Genomic DNA, 20,150 nt, shown 5'->3' with positions numbered 1-20,150 from the left:
CCTTTCGGAGCGCATGTTCGAACTTCTCTCCTTCGGCCCGAACGGGTGGGGCGGCCAGCTTCTCGGCGGGGCCGCGATGACGGTCGCCGTGTCGGTGTCGGCCTTCGTCCTCGGTCTCGTTTTCGGCTCGCTCGGCGCGTCGGCGAAGCTCAGCCGCAACCTCGCCCTCACCGGCGTCGCGGAGGTCTACACCACCGTCGTCCGCGGCGTCCCCGAATTGCTGGTCATCTACCTGCTGTTCTTCGGCGGCAGCGGCGCGGTCATGGCCGTCGGCCGGGTTTTCGGCTACGAGGGCTACATCGAGCTGAACGCCTTCTCCATCGGCGTGCTGGCGGTCGGTCTGATCTCCGGCGCCTATTCGACGGAGGTGATCCGCGGCGCGGTCCAGGCGGTGCCCCACGGCCAGATCGAGGCGGCGCGCGCCTGCGGCATGTCGCGCTGGCTGATCCTGCGCCGCATCCTGGTGCCGCAGACCCTGCGCTACGCCCTGCCGGGGCTGGGCAACGTCTGGCAGCTCACCCTGAAGGACACGGCGCTGATCTCCGTGACGGCGCTGGCCGAGATCATGCGCGTGTCGCATGTGGCGGCGGGGTCGACCCGCCAGCCGTTCCTGTTCTACACCACCGCGGCGGTGCTCTACCTCCTGCTCACCACCGTCTCCACGGTGGCGTTCGAGCGGGCGGAGCGCTACGCCAATCGCGGCGTGCGGAGGGCCTGACCCATGAACTGGGAACTGATGTGGGACAGCGTGCCCACCCTCCTGCGCGGCGTTCCGGTGACCTTGCAACTGGTCGGGCTGGCGCTGCTGTTCGGCGCGGGCGTGGCCTTCGCGGTGGCTCTGCTGCGGCTGTACGGCAACCGCGTCACCGAGCGGTTGATGGCCGCCTATGTCTTCGTCTTCCGCGGCACGCCGCTGCTGGTGCAGATCTTCCTGATCTATTACGGCATGGGCCAGTTCGAGCTGGTGCGCAGCAGCTTCCTGTGGATCTACCTGCGCGAGCCCTTCTGGTGCGCGATCCTGGCGCTGACGCTGAACACCGGCGCCTACACCAGCGAGATCCTGCGCGGCGCCATCCTGTCGGTGCCGCAGGGGCAGATCGAGGCGGCACGGGCCTGCGGCATGTCCCGCACGCTGCTGTTCCGCCGGATCGTGATGCCGGTGGCGATCCGCCAGATGCTGCCGGCCTACGGCAACGAGGTGATCCTGATGGTCAAGGCCAGCTCGCTCGCCAGCACCATCACGCTGCTGGAGATCACCGGCATCGCCCGCAAGATCATCGCGCAGAGCTTCGCGGTGTTCGAGGTGTTCATCGTGGCGGGCAGCATCTATCTGCTGCTGAACTTCATCGCCTCGCGCCTGATCCGCTACGCGGAATGGCGCATGACCCCCTACCTGCGGGCGCGGGGTTAGCCTTCATCCCCTCCCCTGCGAAGCGGGGGAGGGTTAGGGTGGGGGCAAGAGGTCTTCCCTCACCCAACAGGCGTGCGAGGCGCTCATGCCCCGAACCGGCGCGACGACCGCCATCCTGGCCGCGGTCCTTTTCGGCATCGGCACGCCGCTGGCGAAGCTGCTGGTCCATGACCTGTCCCCCTGGATGCTGGCGGGCCTGCTGTATCTCGGCTCCGGGATCGGGCTGGGGCTGCTCCGTCTGGTCCGCGGGCTGACGGCTTCGGCGAAGCGCGGCGAACGCGGCCTCCGCGGCGCCGAGTGGCTCTGGCTGCTGGGCGCCGTCGCGGCCGGGGGCGTCGCCGGGCCGGTGCTGCTGATGGCCGGGCTGACCGCGACGCCGGCCTCCACCGCCTCGCTGCTACTCAATCTCGAAGGGGTGTTCACCGCCCTGCTGGCGTGGTTCGTCTTCCGCGAGGGCGCCGACCGGCGCCTCGTCGCCGGCATGGCCGCCATCGTGGCGGGGGCGGCCGTGCTGTCCTGGGGCGGCCCGGTGAGCCTTGCCGGCGGGTGGGGACCGGCCGCGGTCGCCGCCGCCTGCCTGATGTGGGCGGTGGACAACAACCTGACCCGCAAGGTGTCCCTGGCCGACCCGGCGGACATCGCCACGATCAAGGGGCTGGTGGCCGGCAGCGTCAATGTCGGGATCGCCCTGGCGCTCGGCGACGGCCCGCCCGCCCTGCCGACCGCGGCGGCGGCGATGCTGGTCGGGCTGCTCGGCTACGGCGTCAGCCTCGTCCTGTTCGTGGTCGCCCTGCGCCACATCGGCGCCGCCCGCACCGGGGCCTATTTCTCGACGGCTCCTTTCGTGGGCGGCATCGCCTCCCTGGCGATCTTCGGGGAGCCCGTGACGCTCGGGCTGGCGGTAGCGGCGGTCCTGATGGGGGCCGGCGTCTGGCTGCACCTGACGGAGGATCACGACCACGAGCACGACCATGACGAGATGGAGCACGACCACCCGCACATCCACGACGAGCATCACCGGCACCATCACGACGGCCCGGTGACCGAACCGCACAGCCACCGGCACCATCACGGGCGCCTGCGGCACCGGCACGCCCACTTTCCCGACGCCCACCACGCGCACCGGCACTGAGCGCGGCGCCCCCCCTCTCCGGGGCCGGACGGACTTTTTCACCCGCCCTGCACCAACGTAGCATGGAAAGGCCGCGTCAACCCGTCGTACCGTCAGTGCGACAGGCCGCCGCACCGTCCTGAAAACACCACGGTGTGCGGCCATGTTTCCTGACCAAGATCAAGGCGAAACCCCTCGCGCTGGGGCATCACTGAGCTTATATCGTCCGCAGCACGACCAGAGGCCCATAGGTCCTATGCATCGATTTGCAAATCCTGCCCGCTTCCAGCGCCTGTCGGCGGCGATCCTGCCCTGGACGGCGGGGGCGACCGTGATCCTGCTGATCGTCGGGCTCTACATCGCGCTGATCGGCTCGCCCCGCGACTATCAGCAGGGCGACACCGTGCGGATCATGTACATCCATGTCCCCGCCGCCTGGATGAGCCTGTTCGTCTACGTCAACATGGCCATCGCCGCGGCCTGCGGGCTGGTGTGGAAGCATCCGCTGGCCGACCTGTTCGCCAAGGCGGCCGCCCCGGTCGGCGCCGGCTTCACCCTCATCTGTCTCGTCACCGGCTCGCTGTGGGGCGCGCCGATGTGGGGGACGTGGTGGGTGTGGGACGCGCGGCTGACCAGCGTGCTGATCCTGTTCTTCCTCTATCTCGGCTACATGGCGCTGGTGAACGCCTTCGACGACCCGCAGCGCGGGACGCGGGCGGGCAACGTGCTGCTTCTCGTCGGCATCGTGAACGTGCCGATCATCAAATTCTCGGTGGACTGGTGGAACACCCTGCACCAGCCGGCCAGCGTCATCCGCATGGGCGGGCCGACCATCGACGGGTCCATGCTGGTCCCGCTGCTGGTCATGGCGCTGGGCTTCACCGCCTACTTCATCACGGTGGTCCTGCTGCGCCTGCGGGCGGAGATCGTGCAACGCAAGATCCAGACGATGCGCCTGACCGAGGCGCAGGGCTGAGGCACGGGAACAGGCGGGGCCGGAGGCAAGGATGGCTGAATTTTTCGCGATGGGCGGCTACGCCGCGTATGTCTGGTCGTCCTACGCGGTGGCGGCGCTGGTGATGGTCGGCCTGCTGGTCGCCACGCTGAAGGCGCTGCGCGGCGCCGAGACGACCCTGAAGGCGCTGGAAGGCAGCCGCCCGCCGCGGCGGCGCCGGACGCGCAACGGAGCCGCGGCGTCGCCCGCGGCGGAGGTTGGTGAAGGATGACCCGCAAGAAACGGCGCCTCTACATGCTGGGCCTCGCCCTGCTGGGCCTTGGCGCGGCCACCGCCCTGACGCTGACGGCGTTCGAGGACAACATCGTCTTCTTCTTCAGCCCGACGCAGTTGCAGACCCAGGACATCGGCGACCGCAACTTCCGCCTGGGCGGCCTCGTCGAGGAAGGCAGCGTCAGCAAGATGCCCGACGGGGTGACCACCCAGTTCCGCGTCACCGACACGGTGCACACCGTCGCCGTCAGCTACCGCGGCCAGCTTCCCGACCTGTTCCGCGAGGGGCAGGGCGTCATCACGGAAGGCCGCATGATCAACGGCGTCTTCCAGGCGCGCGAGGTGCTGGCCAAGCACGACGAGAACTACATGCCGCCGGAGGTCGCCGCCGCGCTGAAGGAGGCGGAGCACTTCAAGGCGAACTCGAAGGAGCAGAAGCCCAGCTCGTGACGCCGGCGGCTTCTCCACTCCTCTCCATTCCGTTCTTTTAGGGAGCATCGGGCCCGTGATTCCCGAACTCGGCCATTACGCGCTGGTGCTGGCGCTGTTCGTGGCGCTGGTGCAGTCCGGCGTCCCCCTGGTCGGCGCCGCCACCGGCAACGCCGCCTGGATGGGCGTCGCCCGCCCCGCCGCCATCGCCCAGATGCTGCTGGTCCTGGTCGCCTACGGCGCCCTGACCTGGGCGCATGTGGTGTCGGACTTCAGCGTGTCGAACGTGGTCGCCAACAGCCACTCGATGAAGCCGATGCTCTACAAGGTGTCGGGCGTGTGGGGGAACCACGAGGGCTCGATGATGCTGTGGGTCGTCATGCTGACGGTGTTCGGCGCGGCGGTCGGCATCTTCGGGCGCAACCTGCCGCCCTCGCTGAAGGCCCGCGTCATCTCCGTCCAGGGCATGATCGGCGTCGGCTTCCTGCTGTTCATCCTGATCACCTCGAACCCCTTCCTGCGCGTGGTCCCGGCGCCGCTCGACGGCAACGACCTGAACCCGCTGCTGCAGGACCCCGGCCTGGCCTTCCACCCGCCCTTCCTCTACGCGGGCTATGTCGGCTTCTCCGTCGCCTTCTCCTTCGCGGTCGCCGCGCTCATCGAAGGGCGCGTGGACCCGGCCTGGGCGCGCTGGGTGCGTCCCTGGACGCTGGCCGCCTGGTCGACCCTGACCGCCGGCATCGCGCTCGGCTCCTGGTGGGCCTATTACGAGCTGGGCTGGGGCGGCTGGTGGTACTGGGATCCGGTCGAGAACGCCTCTTTCATGCCCTGGCTGGCCGGCACCGCGCTGCTGCACTCCGCCATCGTGGTGGAGAAGCGCGACGCGCTGAAGACCTGGACCATCCTGCTGGCGATCATCACCTTCTCGCTGTCGCTGATGGGCACCTTCCTGGTGCGGTCGGGCATCCTGACCTCGGTCCACGCCTTCGCAGTGGACCCGGCCCGCGGCGTCTTCATCCTGGTCCTGCTGGCCATCGCCACCGGCGGCTCGCTGCTGCTCTACTCCGTGCGGGCGCCCAGCCTGAAGACCGGCGGCCTGTTCGCCCCGGTCAGCCGCGAAGGCTCGCTGGTGCTGAACAACCTGCTGCTGTCCACCGCGACGGCGACGGTCTTCATCGGCACGCTCTACCCGCTGTTCCTCGACGTGCTCGACCTCGGCAAGGTGTCGGTCGGCCCGCCCTTCTTCAACGCCACCTTCATCCCGGTCGCCATCCCGATGGTGATCGCCATGGTGGTCGGCCCCTTCCTGGCCTGGAAGCGCGGCGACCTGCTGGGCGCCCTGACCCGGCTGTGGACGGCCGGCGTGGCCACCGTGGCCTGCGTCGCCATCGCCGCCTACGTCACCAACGGCGGCGGCCCGCTGCTGGCTCTGGTCGGCGTCGCGCTGGCCGCCTGGGCCTTCTTCGGCTCGATCGCCGAGTTCGCCGAGCGCATCCGGCTGTTCCGCATCCCGGCGAAGGACAGCTGGAACCGCGCGGTCAACCTGCCGCGCAGCGCCTGGGGCATGACGATCGCCCACGCCTCCATGGGCATCGCCATCGCCGGCATGACCGGCACCTCGGCCTGGCAGAGCGAGACGATCAAGGCGATGAAGCCGGGCGACGACGCCATGGTCGGCGCCTACGCCGTGCATTTCGACAGCGTCGGCACGGTGCAGGGACCGAACTACAGCGCCGAGCAGGGCGTCTTCACCGTCACCCGCGACGGCCGGACCATCGCCACCCTGACGCCGCAGCGCCGCAGCTACCCGGTCACCCGCATGACGACGACCGAGGCGGCGATCCACACCACCTGGCTGTCCGACGTCTATGTGGCGCTGGGCGACCCGACGCAGAACGGCACGGCCTGGACCGTGCGGCTCTACCATCACCCGCTGGTGCCGTGGATCTGGATCGGCTCGCTGGGGATGATGCTGGGCGGGCTGGTCAGCCTGTCCGACCGCCGCTTCCGCGTCGGCGCCCCGGAGCGCCGCCGCGCCGCCAAGGGCACCCTTCAGCCCGCCGAGTAAGGACACGCCTCCGATGCGCCGCCTGATCTACCTGTTGCCGCTGCTGCTGTTCGTCGGTGTCGGCGTGGCCTTCCTGCGCGGGTTCGACCGCGACCCGCGCGACATCCCGTCCGCCCTGATCGACAAGCCGGCGCCGGAATTCTCCCTGCCGCCGCTGCCGGGCCACAAGGAAGGGCTGTCCAACGCGACGCTGAAGGGCGACGTCACGCTGGTGAACGTCTTCGCCTCCTGGTGCATCCCCTGCAAGGCCGAGCACCCGATCATCACCCGGCTCGCCCGCGAGCAGGGCGTGACGGTGCGCGGCATCAACCACAAGGACAAGGCCGAGGACGCCATCGCCTGGCTGAACCGCAACGGCGATCCCTACGCCAGCATCGGCGTCGACCTGGACGGCCGCGTGTCCATCGACTGGGGCGTCTACGGCGTGCCGGAGACCTTCCTGCTCGACCGCCAGGGCCGCATCCGCTTCAAGCATGTCGGCCCCCTGACCCCGCAGGTGGTCGAGGAGCAGATCCTGCCCATGGTCAAGCATCTGCGGAGCGCGTCGTGAAAGCCCTTCTGCTCGCCGCCCTGCTCGTCCTGGCGCCGCTCGCCGCCTCCGCCGTCCAGCCCGACGAGGTGCTGAAGGACCCGGCGCTGGAGGGCCGCGCGCGCGAGATCAGCAAGGACCTGCGCTGCCTCGTCTGCCAGAACCAGTCGATCGACGACTCCAACGCGCCGCTGGCCCGCGACCTGCGCGTGCTGGTCCGCGAGCGGCTGACCGCCGGCGACACCAACCAGCAGGTGCTGAGCTTCGTCACCGACCGTTACGGCGACTACGTGCTGCTGCGCCCGCCCTTCAAGGCGACGACGCTGTTCCTGTGGATCGGCCCCTTCGTGATCCTGGCCATCGGCGGCGTCGTGACGGCCCTGTACCTGCGCGGGCGCAAGGGCGCCGCCGATGGCCTGGTGGCCGCGGGCGGCGACACCGCCCCGCTGACCGAGGACGAGCGGCGGCGCCTGGACGCCCTGCTCCGCAAGGACAAAGCCTGATGCTGTTCTGGATCGTCGCCGCCGCGCTGACGGCGGCCGTGGTGCTGCTGATCGTGCCGCCGCTGCTGAGGAAGACCGAGGGTGCCGCCGAGGAGCGTGCCGCCTACGACCTGGAGGTCTACCGCGACCAACTGGGCGAGCTGGAGCGCGACCAGGGCCGCGGCCTGATCAGCGAGGCCCAGGCCGCCGCCGCCCGCGCCGAGATCGGCCGCCGCATGCTGGCCATCGCCGACCACGGCAAGGGCTCCGCGAAGGATGGGGCGAAGGGCAAGGCCACCGCCCGCGCGCCGCGCAGCGCGATGGCCCTGGCCGCCCTGCTGGCCGTCTTGCTGCCGCTCGGCACCCTGGCCGTCTACGGCAAGCTGGGCCGTCCGGAGTTGCCGGCCCAGCCGCTGGCCTCCCGCAACCTCGACCATGAGCGCGGCGGGCCGCCGAAGACCGTGCTGGCGGCGATGGACAAGCTGAAGGCGCAGCTCGCCGAGACCCCCGACGACCCGCAGGGCTGGGCCATCCTCGGCCAGGCCTACGCCAAGATGGGCCGCCTGCCCGAGGCCGCCGACGCCCTGGGCAAGGCGGTCGCCCTGGCCGGCGACGATCTGGAGCTTCTCGGCAGCTATGGCGAGGTCCTGATCTCAGCCAACGGCGGCACCGTCCCGGAGGAGGCGCGCAAGACCTTCGACCGCGTTCTGGCGAAGGATCCGACGGAGCCGCGCGCCCGCTTCTACGCCGCGCTGGCCCGCTTCCAGGCCGGCGACACCAAGGACGCGCTGGAGCGCTGGAGCGCCCTGCTCGCCGAGTCCCACGCCGACGCGCCCTGGGTGCCGGTCGTCCGGACGCAGATCGCGGAGGCCGCCAAGGCGCTGAACCTCGATCCGGCCAAGGTGACGCCGCAGCCCCTGCCCGCCCAGCAACCGCCGCCGGTGGCCCAGGACCAGGGACAGAACCAGGGTCAGGCGCAGGGCCAGGCCGGGGGCGAGGACCAGCAGCAGATGATCCGCGGCATGGTCGACGGGCTGGCCGCCCGGCTGGAGGCCAACCCGGACGACGTCGACGGCTGGCTGCGGCTGTCGCGCTCCTACGGCGTGATGGGCGAGTCGGCGAAGGCCATCGACGCCGCCCGCAAGGCGCGGGAACGGGCGCCCCAGCGGCCCGACGTGCTGGTCGCCTACGCCTCCGCCCTGCTGTCGGCGGAACCGCGGAGCAGCAAGCCCGGCCCGATGCCGGAGGAGGCCGTCGCCTCGCTCCGTCAGGCTCTGGCGGCCGAGCCCGACAACCGCGACGCGCTCTGGCTGCTCGGCCTGAACGCCGCGGGCATCGGCCGGACCGCCGAGGCCACCGACCTGTGGACCCGCCTGCTGGCCCAGTTCAAGCCGGAGGAGCCGGAGTACACGCTGATTCGCGCCCGCCTCGATTCGTTGAAGGCCGGCGGCTGATCCTCTCCCGAATGTCCCTTGCAGCCGGAGCGGTCCGAAGAGCAGGATAGCCATGCACGCTGGGGTGGCGTTGCCGCGAACGGGGCGCCACCCGCAGGCCGATCCGCCAGGGACGCGACCGATTGCCCAACCCCGCGCTCACCGCCAAAGGTCCCGCCACCGGCCCCGGCATGGCGGGGAAGCCGCTTGAGGCGGCCTTCTGGATGCTGGGGGCCGCCCTGTTCATCGCCATCGGCAACGCGATGATCCGCCATGTCAGCGGCGAGCTTCACCCCTTCGAGATCGTCTTCTTCCGCAATCTGTTCAGCCTGATGTTCATGCTGCCCTGGCTCGCGGCGGTCGGGCTGGGGCGGCTGCGCACCGGCCGGGTGGGGCTCTACGCCTCGCGCTCGGCGACCAGTCTGGTGGCGATGCTGTGCTGGTTCTACAGCGTCACCCACATGCCGCTGCCGGACGCCACGGCGCTCAGCTTCACCATTCCCCTGTTCGTCACCGCCGGGGCGGCGCTGTTCCTGAACGAGACGGTGCGGGCGCGGCGCTGGGCCGCCGTCCTGGTCGGGCTGGCCGGGGTGATGATCGTCATCCGCCCCGACGACGCCACCCTGGACCCGACAATCCTCGTCATGGTCCTGCATTGCGTCGCCGCCGCCGCCACCACCCTCCAGGTGCGGGCGCTGGCGACGTCCGACGGGGTGATGGTGGTGGTGGCCTACATGGGGCTGTTCCTGACCCCGATGGCCCTGGTGCCGGCCCTGTTCGTGTGGGAATGGCCGAGCTGGACGGCGCTCGGCTGGCTCGTCCTGCTGGGCGGCGTGCTGACGCTGGGGCAGCTGGCGATGACCCGCGCCTTCAAGCTGGCGCCGGCCTCGGCGATGATGCCCTACGACTACGCCCGCCTGCCCTTCACCGCCCTGCTCGCCTGGCCGCTGTTCGGCGAGGCCATGGACCTGTGGGGCTGGGTCGGCGCCGGGGTGATCGCGGCCTCCGCCCTCTACACCGCGCACCGCGACGCGGCGCAGTCACGGGCCGAGCGGACGGCGTCCGCCAAGGCGTGAGCGGTCAGCCGTTCCCGGCGGGCTTCATGCCGGAGGCTTCGTCCGGGGGCTTCATCCCCTGTTCCTTGCGCAGGGCGGCGCGGGCGCGGTCCTCATGCTCGGGTTTCAGGTTGCTGCGCACCGCATGGACGGCCGTGGCCAGCACCGCCGCATCGTCCACGAAGCCGACCGCGATCAGCCAGTCCGGGATCGAATCCGCGGGCAGCACGAAATAGGCCAGCGCCGCCATCAGGATCGCCTTCGCCTTGAAGGGCGTCTGCGGGTCGGTCGCGCAGAAGAAGGCGGCCAGCGCCTGTTCCAGGAAGGGAATGCGGTGCAGGTTGGCGCGCAGCGTGTTCCAGAAGCGGCGGCGGACGTAGCGCTCGTTCCGCTCCACCCGGACCGGGTCGATGACGGTGGGCAAGGCGGCGGCGGCTTCGGCGGGTCCGTCGGTGGCGATCGGCATGGCTTTCCCTGGGCTCCCCCTGCACCGGCCGGCCTTCCCGGTGGACCGGGCGGGGCGGCCTGTTGCACAGTTGCGTGGAGTGACAACAGCGCAGACGCGCCAACGGTCCCGCCAAGGGTTCGATTACGGCCAAAGGGTCGGAAGCGGCCAAAGGGTCAAAAGGAGGAAACCGCCATGCCGATGAAGAAGGGCTACAAGGAACTGCTGGCCGACGCGAACGCCCGCATCCAGGCGATCACGCCGCAGGAGGCGCTGTCCCTGCACGGCAACCCCGACGTGGTCTTCGTGGACATCCGCGACCCGCGCGAACTGACGCGCGACGGCATGATCCCCGGCGCCTTCCCGGCCACCCGCGGCATGCTGGAATTCTGGGTGGACCCGGACAGCCCCTATCACAAGCCGGTCTTCGCGTCGGGCAAGCGCTTCGTCTTCTATTGCGCCAGCGGCTGGCGCTCGGCGCTCGCCACCGACACCGTGCAGTCGATGGGGCTGGAGAACGTCTGCCACCTGGAGGGCGGCTTCAAGGGCTGGAAGGAGGCCGGGCTGCCCGTCGCCATGCCGCCCGCCACGGAACGGAAGGACAGCTGAATGGAACAGAGAGTCAGCCTGATCACGCTGGGCGTCGCCGACCTCACGCGCAGCCGCCGCTTCTACGAGGAGGGGCTGGGCTGGACCCCCTCGCCGGTCAGCCAGGACGCCATCACCTTCTACCAGCTGGGCGGCGTGGCGCTCGCCCTGTTCGGGCGGGAGGCGCTGGCCGAGGACGCGCATCTCGCGGAGGCCGGCCCGATCTCGGGCTTCGGCGGCATCACGCTCGCCCACAACCTTCGCAGCAAGGCCGAGGTGGACGCCGTCATGGCCCAGGCCGAGCGGGCCGGCGGGCGCATTCTGAAGCCGGCGCAGGACGTTTTCTGGGGCGGCTACAGCGGCTATTTCGCCGACCCGGACGGCCATCCCTGGGAGGTCGCCTGGAACCCCTTCGCCGCGCTGGGCGAGGACGGGAGCTTCCGGCTGGAGGGGTGAGCGGCACGCTGCCCACCTGCAATCTTTGCTCGAAGATGTGGTGAAGGCATCTGGCGCCGTTCAGAGCAGGACACCGTCATGGCAGTCATGACGGTGTCGCTCGATAACGAGAAATGTCACTTTTTGGCGAAATATATTTTCGTTAAAATGTAGCTTAATATTAATATGTTTCATCCACGATGCGGTGACCTGCAACGTCAACGCATCGTGGAATAAGCCGATGTCTACGGTCAAAGCACGCCTTTTGGTTGCCCTCTCTGTTCTATGCTTCTTTCTTCTCGCGATTGCGGCCACCGGCTGGCTGGCCCTGGGGCAGGCACACCGGGGCATGGAGACGGTGTTCAAGGACCGCGTCGTCCCGTTGCGCGACCTGAAGGTCGTCTCCGACATGTTCGCCGTCAACATCGTCGACACCACGCACAAGGTGCGCGGCGGTGCCGAGACGTGGGAAGGCGGCCTCAAGTCCATCGACGCCGCGCTCGGCGAGATCACGGCGCGCTGGTCGGCCTTCACGGCCACCTCGATGAACGCCCGCGAAAAGGAACTGGCGAACGAGGCCGAGCGCCACATGGGCAAGGCGCGCGCCGCCGCCACGACCGCCCGCGCGCTGATGCAGGCCAGGGATCAGGCCGCGCTGGACGCCTTCGCGGTGTCCACCCTCTACCCCAGCATCGACCCGGTGGCCGCGGCCGTCGGCAAGCTGGTCGACCTTCAACTGAAGGAGGCCGAGGCCGAGTATGATCGGACCAACGCCGCCTATGACACCTCCCGCTGGATCCTGGGGATCGCGGTGCTGCTCGGCGTGCTGGCCGCCGCCTTCGCGGTGACGACGACGCTGTTCCGCGTGGTCGGCCCGTTGCGCGCCATGGCCGAACTGATGCAGCGCCTCGCCAAGGGCGATCTCGGCATCACCGTCGACGGCACGGACCGGATGGACGAGGTCGGCACCCTCGCCCGCTCGCTGGCCGTGTTCAAGGACTCCGCCGTCGCGAACCGCCGGATGGAGGAGGAGCAGCGCCAGGAGCAGGCCCGCAAGGAGGCCCGGCAGGCGCTTGTCGAGACCTACATCGTCGGCTTCGACAGCACGGTGCACGCGACGCTGAAGATGCTGGCCTCCGCGGCCACCGAGATGCGCGCCACCGCGGAGTCCATGTCGTCCACCGCCGAGGAGACCAGCCGGCAGGCGTCGACGGTCGCCGCCGCGTCGGAGCAGGCCACCACCAACGTCCAGGCGGTCGCCGGCGCCACCGAGGAGTTGTCCGCCTCCATCACCGAGATCGGGCGCCACGTCGCGACCTCCACCACCATCGCCGGCAACGCCGTGGAGGAGGCGGCCCGCACCGACCGGACGGTCCAGGGGCTGGCCGAGGCCGGTCAGAAGATCGGCGAGGTGGTCGGGCTCATCAAGGCCATCGCCGACCAGACCAACCTGCTGGCGCTCAACGCCACCATCGAGGCCGCCCGCGCCGGCGAGGCCGGCAAGGGCTTCGCCGTGGTGGCATCGGAGGTGAAGTCGCTGGCCAACCAGACGGCCAAGGCGACCGAGGAGATCGCCACCCAGATCCAGACGATCCAGGGGGTGACCACCGAAACCGTCCGCGCCATCAAGACCATCGGCGGGACGATCGGCGAGATCAACGGCATCGCCACCACCATCGCCGCCGCGGTGGAGGAGCAGGGTGCCGCCACCGGCGAGATCGCCCGCAACGTCCAGCAGGCCGCCCACGGCACGACGGAGGTGTCCGGCAGCATCGTCCAGGTCCATCAGGCCGCGGTGGAGACCGGGTCGGCGGCCTCCCAGGTGCTGTCGTCGGCCGAGGAGCTGAGCCGGCAGGCGGAAACGCTCCGCCTGGAGGTCGAGCGCTTCCTCGTCAACATCCGGGCGGCGTGAGCGGACGGCCCACGACCATTGCAGAAACGAAACGAGGGGGCCGAAGCCCCCTCGTTCCACATCCGAAACAGGTCTCGCGCTTACTTGACGTTGGCGCGGGCCATGGCGCCCAGACGCAGGCGGAGCGCGTTCAGCTTGATGAAGCCTTCCGCGTCCTTCTGGTTGTAGACGCTGTCTTCCTCGAACGTCACATAATCCATGCGGTAGAGGCTGTTCGGCGACTTGCGGCCGACGACCGTGACGTTGCCCTTGAACAGCTTCAGGCGGACCACGCCGTTCACCGTCTCCTGGGTCTGGTCGATCAGAGCCTGGAGCGCCAGACGCTCCGGGCTGAACCAGTAGCCGCAGTAGATCAGCTCGGCGTAGCGCGGCATCAGCTCATCCTTCAGATGGCCGGCGCCGCGGTCGAGCGTGATGCTCTCCATCGCGCGGTGGGCGGCCAGCAGGATGGTGCCGCCCGGCGTCTCGTACACGCCGCGCGACTTCATGCCGACGTAGCGGTTCTCGACGAGGTCGAGACGGCCGATGCCGTTCTCGCCGCCCAGACGGTTGAGCTCGGTCAGCAGGGCCGCCGGGGACAGGGCCTTGCCGTCGATCGCCACGGCGTCGCCGCGCTTGAACTCGACCTCGACGTAGGTCGGGGTGTCCGGGGCCTTCTCCGGGGCGACGGAGCGGGTGTACATGTCCTCGAACGGCTCGACCCACGGGTCCTCCAGCGCCTTCCCCTCGTAGGAGATGTGCAGGAGGTTGGCGTCGGTGGAGTACGGGGCCTCGCCGCGCTTGTCCTTGGCGATCGGGATCTGGTTCTTCTCGGCGTAGTCGATCAGCCGGGTGCGGCTGTTCAGATCCCACTCGCGCCACGGGGCGATGATCTTGATGTCCGGGCGGAGCGCGTAGTAGCCCAGCTCGAAGCGGACCTGGTCGTTGCCCTTGCCGGTGGCGCCGTGGGCCACGGCGTCGGCGCCGACCTGGTTGGCGATCTCGATCTGGCGCTTGGCGATCAGCGGGCGCGCGATCGAGGTGCCGAGCAGGTAGGTGCCCTCATAGAGGGTGTTGGCGCGGAACATCGGGAACACGAAGTCCCGCACGAACTCCTCGCGCAGGTCGTCGATGAAGATGTTTTCCGGCTTGATGCCCAGAAGCTCGGCCTTCTTGCGCGCCGGCTCCAGCTCCTCGCCCTGGCCGAGGTCGGCGGTGAAGGTCACCACCTCGCATTGATAGGTTTCCTGAAGCCACTTCAGGATCACCGAGGTGTCGAGGCCGCCCGAATAGGCGAGCACCACTTTCTTGATCTGTTTGCCGGACGCACCGCTCATGGGACTACTCACGCGGGTGGGGAAAAATATCGGTGCCGGACAGTAGCCCTACGACCGATGCGAATCAATCGGTCCCGCTCATAGGTCCTCTCTCCCCTCCGGGGGAAGGGCCGGGGCGCTCAATCCGTCCCGGCGTCGGCCGCAACGGTGCTCTCCGCGGCGGGGCGGGCGGGCGCCCGGTCCACGAAGGGCCAGCGGATGTAGGCGTAGAGCCACATCGCCAGGATGTCCGCCCCGTTGATCAGCAGGACCAGCGCCCACAGCGGGCTGCGCCCGCCCTTGGCCAGCACCCAGCCGCCGAAGATCAGCTTCAGCATCAGCAGGATCGCCATGACGAGGTTGGCCGTCCACGGGTCGCTGGACATGATCGCCGCCCAGGGCTGCCAGTAGACGGCGTTGAGCAGGGCGACGACGGACTCGAGCATCTCCATCACGCGGCCCTCCGCGCCTTGCGCGGCCGCGCCGGCCCGTCGACCAGGACACGCGCCGGCCAGCGCCGCATCGTCAGCAGGCCCAGCACGCCGACCAGCCCGATCACCGGCACGAAGATCACCAGCGCCCACCAGGGCGAGAAGCCCGCCCGGCGGAAGATGCGCATCAGCGGCCAGACCGCCGCGGCGTTGAACAGGAACAGGATCAGGCCGGGATCGACGGCGAACTCAGGCACGGAGCACTCCCAGGGATAGGTCCGGCCTTATCCGGCCAGCGCCGCGTCCTTCTCGGCCAGCACCTTCTCGATGGCGGCGCGGTCGGCGGCGGACAGGCGGACGGACGCGCTCTTCAACTGGCCGCAGGCGGCCATGATGTCCTCGCCGCGGGTGGTGCGGACGGGGCTGGCGTAGCCGGCGTTGTTGACGATGTCGCCGAAGACCTGGATCGCCCGGTCGGTCGAACGCTCGTAGGGGGCGCCCGGCCAGGGGTTGAAGGGGATCAGGTTGATCTTCGACGGGATGCCCTCCAGCAACTTGACCAGGGCGCGGGCGTCCGCCGGGCTGTCGTTCACGCCCTTCAGCATCACATATTCGAAGGTGATGCGCCGCGCGTTGTTCAGGCCGGGGTAGTTGCGGCAGGCGTCCATCAGCTCCCGGAGCGGGTATTTCCGGTTGATGGGCATGATGAGGTCGCGCAGCTCGTCGGTCACGGCGTGCAGGCTGACGGCGAGGTTGACGTTCAGCTCCTCGCCGCAGCGCTTCATGGCCGGGACGACGCCGGAGGTCGAGAGCGTGATGCGGCGCTTCGAGATCGAGATCCCGTCGCCGTCCATGACGATCTTCAGAGCCTTGGCGACGTTCTCGTAGTTAAAGAGCGGCTCCCCCATCCCCATCATGACGATGTTGGAGATCATCCGCCCGTCCGGCGGCGCCGGCCATTCGCCGAGCGCGTCGCGGGCCAGCATGACCTGCGCCACGATTTCCGAGGCGTCGAGGTTGCGCACCAGACGCTGTGTGCCGGTGTGGCAGAAGCGGCAGGTCAGCGTGCAGCCGACCTGCGAGGAGACGCAGAGCGTGCCGCGGTCCTCCTCGGGGATGTGGACGCTCTCCACCTCCTGCCCGTCGGGCATCCGCAGCAGCCACTTGCGCGTGCCGTCCACCGACTTCAGGTCGCGCACGACCGTCGGGCGGGCCACGGCGTAGCTCTCCGCCAGCTTCTCGCGCACCGGCTTGGCGAGCGTGGTCATCACCGCGAAATCGGTCGCTCCGCGGTGGTAGATCCAGTGCCAGAGCTGGCGGGCCCGGAACTTCTCCAGGCCGACGGACAGCATTTCGGCTTCCAGCTCGTCGCGGGACAGGCCGACAAGGTTCTTGCGCCCGTCGGCGTCAACAGCCGGCAGGGCAAAGGCAGCAGCATGGTTGGAGGCGCTCATGGCCCCCTAAATAGGGCCACGAGCGTCCGGAGTCAAAAGACGAAACGGAGAACGACCAAGTGAAAAGAGCAGCGCTGCTCAGCGCTTCACGCCGCAGGCCTGGTTGATCGCGTCGTAAGCCTGGGCGAAGCCGTCGGTGCCGTAGGTGTCGGTGGTCTTCGTGCCGCGGGCCGAAACACCCTTCACCACCATGGGCTTGCCCTTGGCGTCGCGCATCGCGGCGGTGACGGCCTTGTCGGTGTCGGCGTCGCGCGCCCAGGCGGTCTCGCCGTCGGTGAACAGCTTGAAGGACTTGCCGCCCACGTCCACCGTGGACTCGCTGTCCTTCTTCAGGGGATAGCCGACGACGACGCTGACGACGTCCAGCGCCTTTTCCGCCGGGCGGTGGGTCACCAGCACATAGATGTCCCCGCGCTTGGCCGCAGCGGGTTCCTTCTTCTTGGGCTGGCTGGACAGGTAGCAGACCTTGTGCCCGCCCTCGTCGAAGGCGAAGGCGTTCCAGTCCTTGAAGGTCCCCAGCAGGCGCGGGTCGGCGGCGGACGCCGTGGTGACCGTGGTCATGGTGAGGGTGGCGGCGAGAATCGGACCGGCCAGAAGCAGAGCGGCGCCGGCGGTGCGACGGATGGTGCGGATGGGCAACATCGGTTGGCGAAGGCTCGAATGGTTTCGCGGACGGGTTCGGGAGTGGGTCGGACCCTACCCCAATTCGGTGAGGCTTTCCAGGGCCGCCGCCCCGTCCCGGCGGCGAAGTCACGGGTTGTTCCACAGGCCGGTCCTGCAATCGATCGCTCGATTTCGTATCGAAAGCCGGTGATCCGTTGGCCGGCGGGGCGCGTAGAAGGCCCATCGAACGCGTGATCCACCGCCGGACCGAACCCACAGCCCGACCATGACCCCCTTGGCCGCCCGACCCCACGATGGTGCACAGGACGCGGAGGAGCGCCAAACACGCTTTGCAGCGGGGCGCTCCGCGCACCATGTGTTGCGGGGCCTGCCTTTGCGCGCGCAGCCCCTGAGCGCGCAGACGGCGCCCCCGAAGACGTGCCCGAAGACGTGGATGCAGGATCTCGGTTCCCCAGCCGCCGGTGCCGACCGGACCTTCGAAGAGCTGCTGACCGCGGTCGGGCGGGACCGCGACCGCACGGCCTTCGCGGCCCTGTTCGGCCATTTCGCCCCGCGGCTGAAGGCCTATCTGCGCCGCCAGGGCTGTGACGCGGGTGGTGCGGAGGAGTTGGTGCAGGACGTGATGCTGTTGGTGTGGCGCCGCGCGGAGACCTACGACCCGAGCCAGGCGTCCGCCGCCACCTGGTTGTTCACCATCGCCCGCAACAAGCGGATCGACGCGCTGCGGCGGGAACAGCGGCCCGAGATCGATCCCGCCGACCCCACGCTGGTGCCCGACCCGGTGGAAAGCGCCGACGACGGGGTGGCGGCGCGGGAGACCGCCGGACGCCTGCAGGCCGCGCTGAGGACCCTGCCCCCGGAGCAGGCCGACCTGCTGCGTCTGGCCTATTTCGAGGACAAGCCGCACAGCCTGATCTCCGCCGAACAGGGCATTCCGCTGGGCACCGTCAAGTCGCGCCTGCGGCTGGCCATGGAACGGCTGCGCAAGGCCATGAGGGACTCCCAATGACCGTGCCCACCCACCATCCCGGCGACACCCTGCTGATCGACTATGCCGGCGGCGCCCTGGGCGAGGCGGCGGCGCTGATCGTGGCGACCCATCTGGCGCTGTGCCCCTGCTGCCGCCTGAACGTCGCCGAGATGGAGGCGGTCGGCGGCGCCCTGCTGGAGAGCATCGAGCCGGAGGAGGTCGATCCCGCCTGCCTGGAGCGGGTGCTGGCCCGGCTGGACGACCTGCCGCCCCTGCCCCGCGCGCCCCGCCCGAAGCCGGTCTGCCAGCCGGCCGAGGTGCCGCTGCTGCCCGAGCCGCTGCGCCGCTACGTCGGCAGCGACCTGTCGCGCCTGCCCTGGAAGCGGCTGATGCGCGGCATGGACTGCTGCGACATTCCGCTGGGGTCCGGCTCCGGCTACGACTCCGCACGCCGCGGCAAGGCCCGGCTGATGCGGCTGGCGAGCGGCGTCGGGCCGCCCCACCACACCCACCGCGGGATCGAGCTGACGCTGGTTCTGGACGGCGGATTCACCGACGATCTGGGCCAATTCGCCCGCGGCGACCTGTCCGTCGCCGACGACTCCGTGCGCCACCGCCCGGTGGCCGACGAGGAGGGCTGCCTGTGTCTGGCGGTGACCGACGCGCCGCTTCATTTCACCGGCGCGCTGGGGCTGATCCTCAACCCCTTCGTGAAGTTCTGAGCCCCGGGGCCTGGACCGACGGCAGCAAAGCGAAGGACGCGATCATCGTCCAACCGCGCCGGTCGAGGCGCACACCGCGTCAGTCGATGCGCACGATGTTCACCGACCCGTCCGGCCCCTTGTCGAAGCGGTAGCTGCCGCCCTGCGCGGCCATCTGGTTGAAGACGTCGACCACCCGCCGCGACCGGGCCGCCTGACGGGCGTGGAGGGCCAGCAGTTCCGGATGGACCAGCCCCATGCAGGACAGCGGCAGCCCCTTCCCCCGCATGGCGGCCAGACCCGGGTTGGCGGCGACGCCGTCGGGGCTGGCGAAGATCACCGTGTTCTGGCGGTACCAGAATTCGACGGACGGATCGGCCCACAGGAGTGGCCGCAGGATGTCGAAGGCCTCGTAGCCGCGCGAAAGGAACTTCCCCGCCCAATGGCTCTGCCATTGCTCGTTGATGTGGCCGCTGCCCCCTTGTCCGGGGATGGCGGCCCCGAACAGCACCACGTCGCCGTGGCGGCAGAGATCGTCGACGAAGCCGTCGGCCCGCTCCTCCGGCAGATGCTCGGCCACCTCCAGCGACAGCACGAGGCCGAACCGCCGCCCCAGCTCGAAGGGCTGCGAGAGGTCCTGGGCGCGGAAGCGGGACGGATCGATGCGCAGGCGGTCGCGGCGCACATAGTCGCCGTCCAGCCCCTGGACGTCGGCGATCCCCGTCTCCGCGAAGGCCCGCAGGAAGGTGCCGACCCCGCACCCGACATCCAGGACCGAGTCCGCCCCCACCCAGCCCAGCACCAGCGGCGCGATGACCCGCGCGGAGCGGAGCGACCCTTCCTCCTGGATGTCGTAGAAGCGGTCGTCGTAGAGCGGATCGGACATCGGACGTCTCCTTCGGGGACGGGGCGGGGCGGTTCCTGGCTGCGGGGCCTTGACCGGATCACTCGTCGTCGCGGACGACCACCGGCTTCTGGATGCCGCGCATGCGGCGGCGGCGCTCCGGGTTGCGCATGATCTGGCGGCCGTGCTGGTGGTCGCGCAGCGGCTCGGTCGGTCCGCCGACGCGCACCGGGCGTTCGGCGAAGCGGCCCAGGCTGATCATCCGGTCGTACATCACCAGCGCGCCGGCCACCCCGACGTTGATGCAGAACTTCATCGGGATCTTCACCGTGAAGTCGCAGCGCTCCAGCAGCGGTTCGGACAGGCTGCCGCGCTCCGGCCCCAGCACATAGGCGGCGCGCGTCGGATGGCGGAAGCTGGGCAGCTCCACCGCGTCCTCGGTCAGCTCCACCCCGACGAGCTGGCAATCCTTGGGCAGGGCCAGATCGGCCACCCGGTCGTAGACGTAGAGCGGCAGATGCTCCGCCGCGCCCGAGGTGTCGACGAAGCGGGCCTCGTTCAGGTCGGGCTCCGGGTCGATGGCGAAGAAGAAGGAGGCGCCGAAGGCGTGGGCGGAGCGCATCAGGTTGCCGACATTGCCCGGCTTGCTGATCCGCTCGACCCCGATGGCGAAATATCCACGCATGGCTTGCACAATCACTCGTA

General features: G+C 69.7%; 24 protein-coding genes. 16 read left to right on the top strand and 8 right to left on the bottom strand.

Annotated features, from left to right (window positions below):
- Positions 1–13: 13 nt before the first annotated feature.
- From ABVN73_RS00575 to ABVN73_RS00525, 11 genes are all read left to right on the top strand, one after another.
- The gene (locus ABVN73_RS00575) at positions 14–718 is read left to right on the top strand and encodes an ABC transporter permease (protein ID WP_014238679.1); all 705 of its coding nucleotides are present in this window, start codon (positions 14–16) and stop codon (positions 716–718) included.
- A gap of 3 nt (positions 719–721) precedes the next feature.
- Positions 722–1,411: an ABC transporter permease gene (locus ABVN73_RS00570; protein ID WP_035669708.1), complete on the top strand. Its 690-nt coding sequence runs from the start codon at positions 722–724 to the stop codon at positions 1,409–1,411.
- Positions 1,412–1,496: 85 nt separating this feature from the next.
- Positions 1,497–2,543 carry a DMT family transporter gene (locus ABVN73_RS00565; protein ID WP_353858465.1) on the top strand — a complete coding sequence of 349 codons (1,047 nt, stop codon included), beginning with the start codon at positions 1,497–1,499 and terminating at the stop codon, positions 2,541–2,543.
- Between the two features lie 235 nt (positions 2,544–2,778).
- Positions 2,779–3,498 (top strand): heme ABC transporter permease, encoded by a 720-nt coding sequence (locus ABVN73_RS00560; RefSeq protein WP_137139735.1) that lies wholly within the window; start codon positions 2,779–2,781, stop codon positions 3,496–3,498.
- Between the two features lie 31 nt (positions 3,499–3,529).
- Positions 3,530–3,748 (top strand): heme exporter protein CcmD, encoded by a 219-nt coding sequence (gene ccmD / locus ABVN73_RS00555; protein ID WP_353858464.1) that lies wholly within the window; start codon positions 3,530–3,532, stop codon positions 3,746–3,748.
- On the top strand, positions 3,745–4,200 hold the full coding sequence (ccmE, locus tag ABVN73_RS00550; RefSeq protein ID WP_038525715.1) for a cytochrome c maturation protein CcmE: 456 nt from the start codon (positions 3,745–3,747) through the stop codon (positions 4,198–4,200). The genes ccmD and ccmE overlap by 4 nt, the downstream gene beginning before the upstream one ends.
- A gap of 55 nt (positions 4,201–4,255) precedes the next feature.
- Positions 4,256–6,247: a heme lyase CcmF/NrfE family subunit gene (locus tag ABVN73_RS00545; protein ID WP_353858463.1), complete on the top strand. Its 1,992-nt coding sequence runs from the start codon at positions 4,256–4,258 to the stop codon at positions 6,245–6,247.
- Positions 6,248–6,260: 13 nt separating this feature from the next.
- On the top strand, positions 6,261–6,797 hold the full coding sequence (locus ABVN73_RS00540; protein WP_014238694.1) for a DsbE family thiol:disulfide interchange protein: 537 nt from the start codon (positions 6,261–6,263) through the stop codon (positions 6,795–6,797).
- Positions 6,794–7,279 (top strand): cytochrome c-type biogenesis protein, encoded by a 486-nt coding sequence (locus ABVN73_RS00535; protein ID WP_353858462.1) that lies wholly within the window; start codon positions 6,794–6,796, stop codon positions 7,277–7,279. The genes ABVN73_RS00540 and ABVN73_RS00535 overlap by 4 nt, the downstream gene beginning before the upstream one ends.
- A complete protein-coding gene (gene ccmI, locus ABVN73_RS00530) occupies positions 7,279–8,712 on the top strand; it encodes a c-type cytochrome biogenesis protein CcmI (protein ID WP_353858461.1) in 1,434 nt (477 codons plus the stop codon). Before ABVN73_RS00535 ends, ccmI begins: the two co-directional genes overlap by 1 nt.
- Positions 8,713–8,834: 122 nt before the next feature.
- Positions 8,835–9,767, top strand: coding sequence for a DMT family transporter (locus ABVN73_RS00525; RefSeq protein WP_353858460.1), 933 nt, complete (start codon positions 8,835–8,837; stop codon positions 9,765–9,767).
- A gap of 4 nt (positions 9,768–9,771) precedes the next feature.
- Here the strand turns inward: ABVN73_RS00525 and ABVN73_RS00520 are convergent, their stop codons facing one another.
- A complete protein-coding gene (locus ABVN73_RS00520; protein WP_353858459.1) occupies positions 9,772–10,212 on the bottom strand; it encodes a YkvA family protein in 441 nt (146 codons plus the stop codon).
- 174 nt (positions 10,213–10,386) lie between these two features.
- Here ABVN73_RS00520 and ABVN73_RS00515 point away from each other — a divergent pair, with 174 nt between their 5' ends.
- From ABVN73_RS00515 to ABVN73_RS00505, 3 genes are all read left to right on the top strand, one after another.
- The gene (locus ABVN73_RS00515; protein WP_353858458.1) at positions 10,387–10,800 is read left to right on the top strand and encodes a rhodanese-like domain-containing protein; all 414 of its coding nucleotides are present in this window, start codon (positions 10,387–10,389) and stop codon (positions 10,798–10,800) included.
- Positions 10,801–11,235: a VOC family protein gene (locus ABVN73_RS00510; protein WP_353858457.1), complete on the top strand. Its 435-nt coding sequence runs from the start codon at positions 10,801–10,803 to the stop codon at positions 11,233–11,235. It begins immediately after the preceding gene.
- A 220-nt stretch (positions 11,236–11,455) separates the two neighbouring features.
- The gene (locus ABVN73_RS00505) at positions 11,456–13,126 is read left to right on the top strand and encodes a methyl-accepting chemotaxis protein (RefSeq protein ID WP_353858456.1); all 1,671 of its coding nucleotides are present in this window, start codon (positions 11,456–11,458) and stop codon (positions 13,124–13,126) included.
- A gap of 80 nt (positions 13,127–13,206) precedes the next feature.
- Here ABVN73_RS00505 and ABVN73_RS00500 read toward each other — a convergent pair whose 3' ends face one another.
- The 5 genes from ABVN73_RS00500 to ABVN73_RS00480 form a co-directional block, all read right to left on the bottom strand.
- Positions 13,207–14,442 carry an argininosuccinate synthase gene (locus tag ABVN73_RS00500; RefSeq protein WP_188258823.1) on the bottom strand — a complete coding sequence of 412 codons (1,236 nt, stop codon included), beginning with the start codon at positions 14,440–14,442 and terminating at the stop codon, positions 13,207–13,209.
- 119 nt (positions 14,443–14,561) lie between these two features.
- On the bottom strand, positions 14,562–14,873 hold the full coding sequence (locus ABVN73_RS00495; RefSeq protein ID WP_353858455.1) for a hypothetical protein: 312 nt from the start codon (positions 14,871–14,873) through the stop codon (positions 14,562–14,564).
- Positions 14,873–15,109 carry a hypothetical protein gene (locus ABVN73_RS00490; protein WP_094301545.1) on the bottom strand — a complete coding sequence of 79 codons (237 nt, stop codon included), beginning with the start codon at positions 15,107–15,109 and terminating at the stop codon, positions 14,873–14,875. Before ABVN73_RS00490 ends, ABVN73_RS00495 begins: the two co-directional genes overlap by 1 nt.
- A gap of 27 nt (positions 15,110–15,136) precedes the next feature.
- Complete coding sequence (rlmN, locus tag ABVN73_RS00485) at positions 15,137–16,306, bottom strand: 23S rRNA (adenine(2503)-C(2))-methyltransferase RlmN (RefSeq protein ID WP_353858454.1); 1,170 nt, start codon at positions 16,304–16,306, stop codon at positions 15,137–15,139.
- A gap of 78 nt (positions 16,307–16,384) precedes the next feature.
- Positions 16,385–16,948, bottom strand: a complete 564-nt coding sequence (locus ABVN73_RS00480) for an invasion associated locus B family protein (protein ID WP_353858453.1) — start codon at positions 16,946–16,948, stop codon at positions 16,385–16,387.
- A gap of 415 nt (positions 16,949–17,363) precedes the next feature.
- Here ABVN73_RS00480 and ABVN73_RS00475 point away from each other — a divergent pair, with 415 nt between their 5' ends.
- Together ABVN73_RS00475 and ABVN73_RS00470 are read left to right on the top strand one after the other, a co-directional pair.
- Entirely contained in the window at positions 17,364–17,939 is a 576-nt protein-coding gene (locus ABVN73_RS00475) for a sigma-70 family RNA polymerase sigma factor (protein ID WP_353858452.1), read from the top strand.
- The gene (locus ABVN73_RS00470; protein ID WP_353858451.1) at positions 17,936–18,622 is read left to right on the top strand and encodes a ChrR family anti-sigma-E factor; all 687 of its coding nucleotides are present in this window, start codon (positions 17,936–17,938) and stop codon (positions 18,620–18,622) included. The genes ABVN73_RS00475 and ABVN73_RS00470 overlap by 4 nt, the downstream gene beginning before the upstream one ends.
- 79 nt (positions 18,623–18,701) lie before the next feature.
- Here the strand turns inward: ABVN73_RS00470 and ABVN73_RS00465 are convergent, their stop codons facing one another.
- On the bottom strand, positions 18,702–19,487 hold the full coding sequence (locus ABVN73_RS00465) for a methyltransferase domain-containing protein (RefSeq protein ID WP_353858450.1): 786 nt from the start codon (positions 19,485–19,487) through the stop codon (positions 18,702–18,704).
- 58 nt (positions 19,488–19,545) lie between these two features.
- Positions 19,546–20,130, bottom strand: coding sequence for an RNA methyltransferase (locus ABVN73_RS00460; protein WP_353858449.1), 585 nt, complete (start codon positions 20,128–20,130; stop codon positions 19,546–19,548).
- Between the last annotated feature and the right edge of the window lie 20 nt (positions 20,131–20,150).

This window comes from Azospirillum formosense, from assembly GCF_040500525.1.
Lineage (GTDB): Bacteria > Pseudomonadota > Alphaproteobacteria > Azospirillales > Azospirillaceae > Azospirillum > Azospirillum formosense_A.
This window is presented reverse-complemented; position numbering and strand designations above follow the sequence as displayed.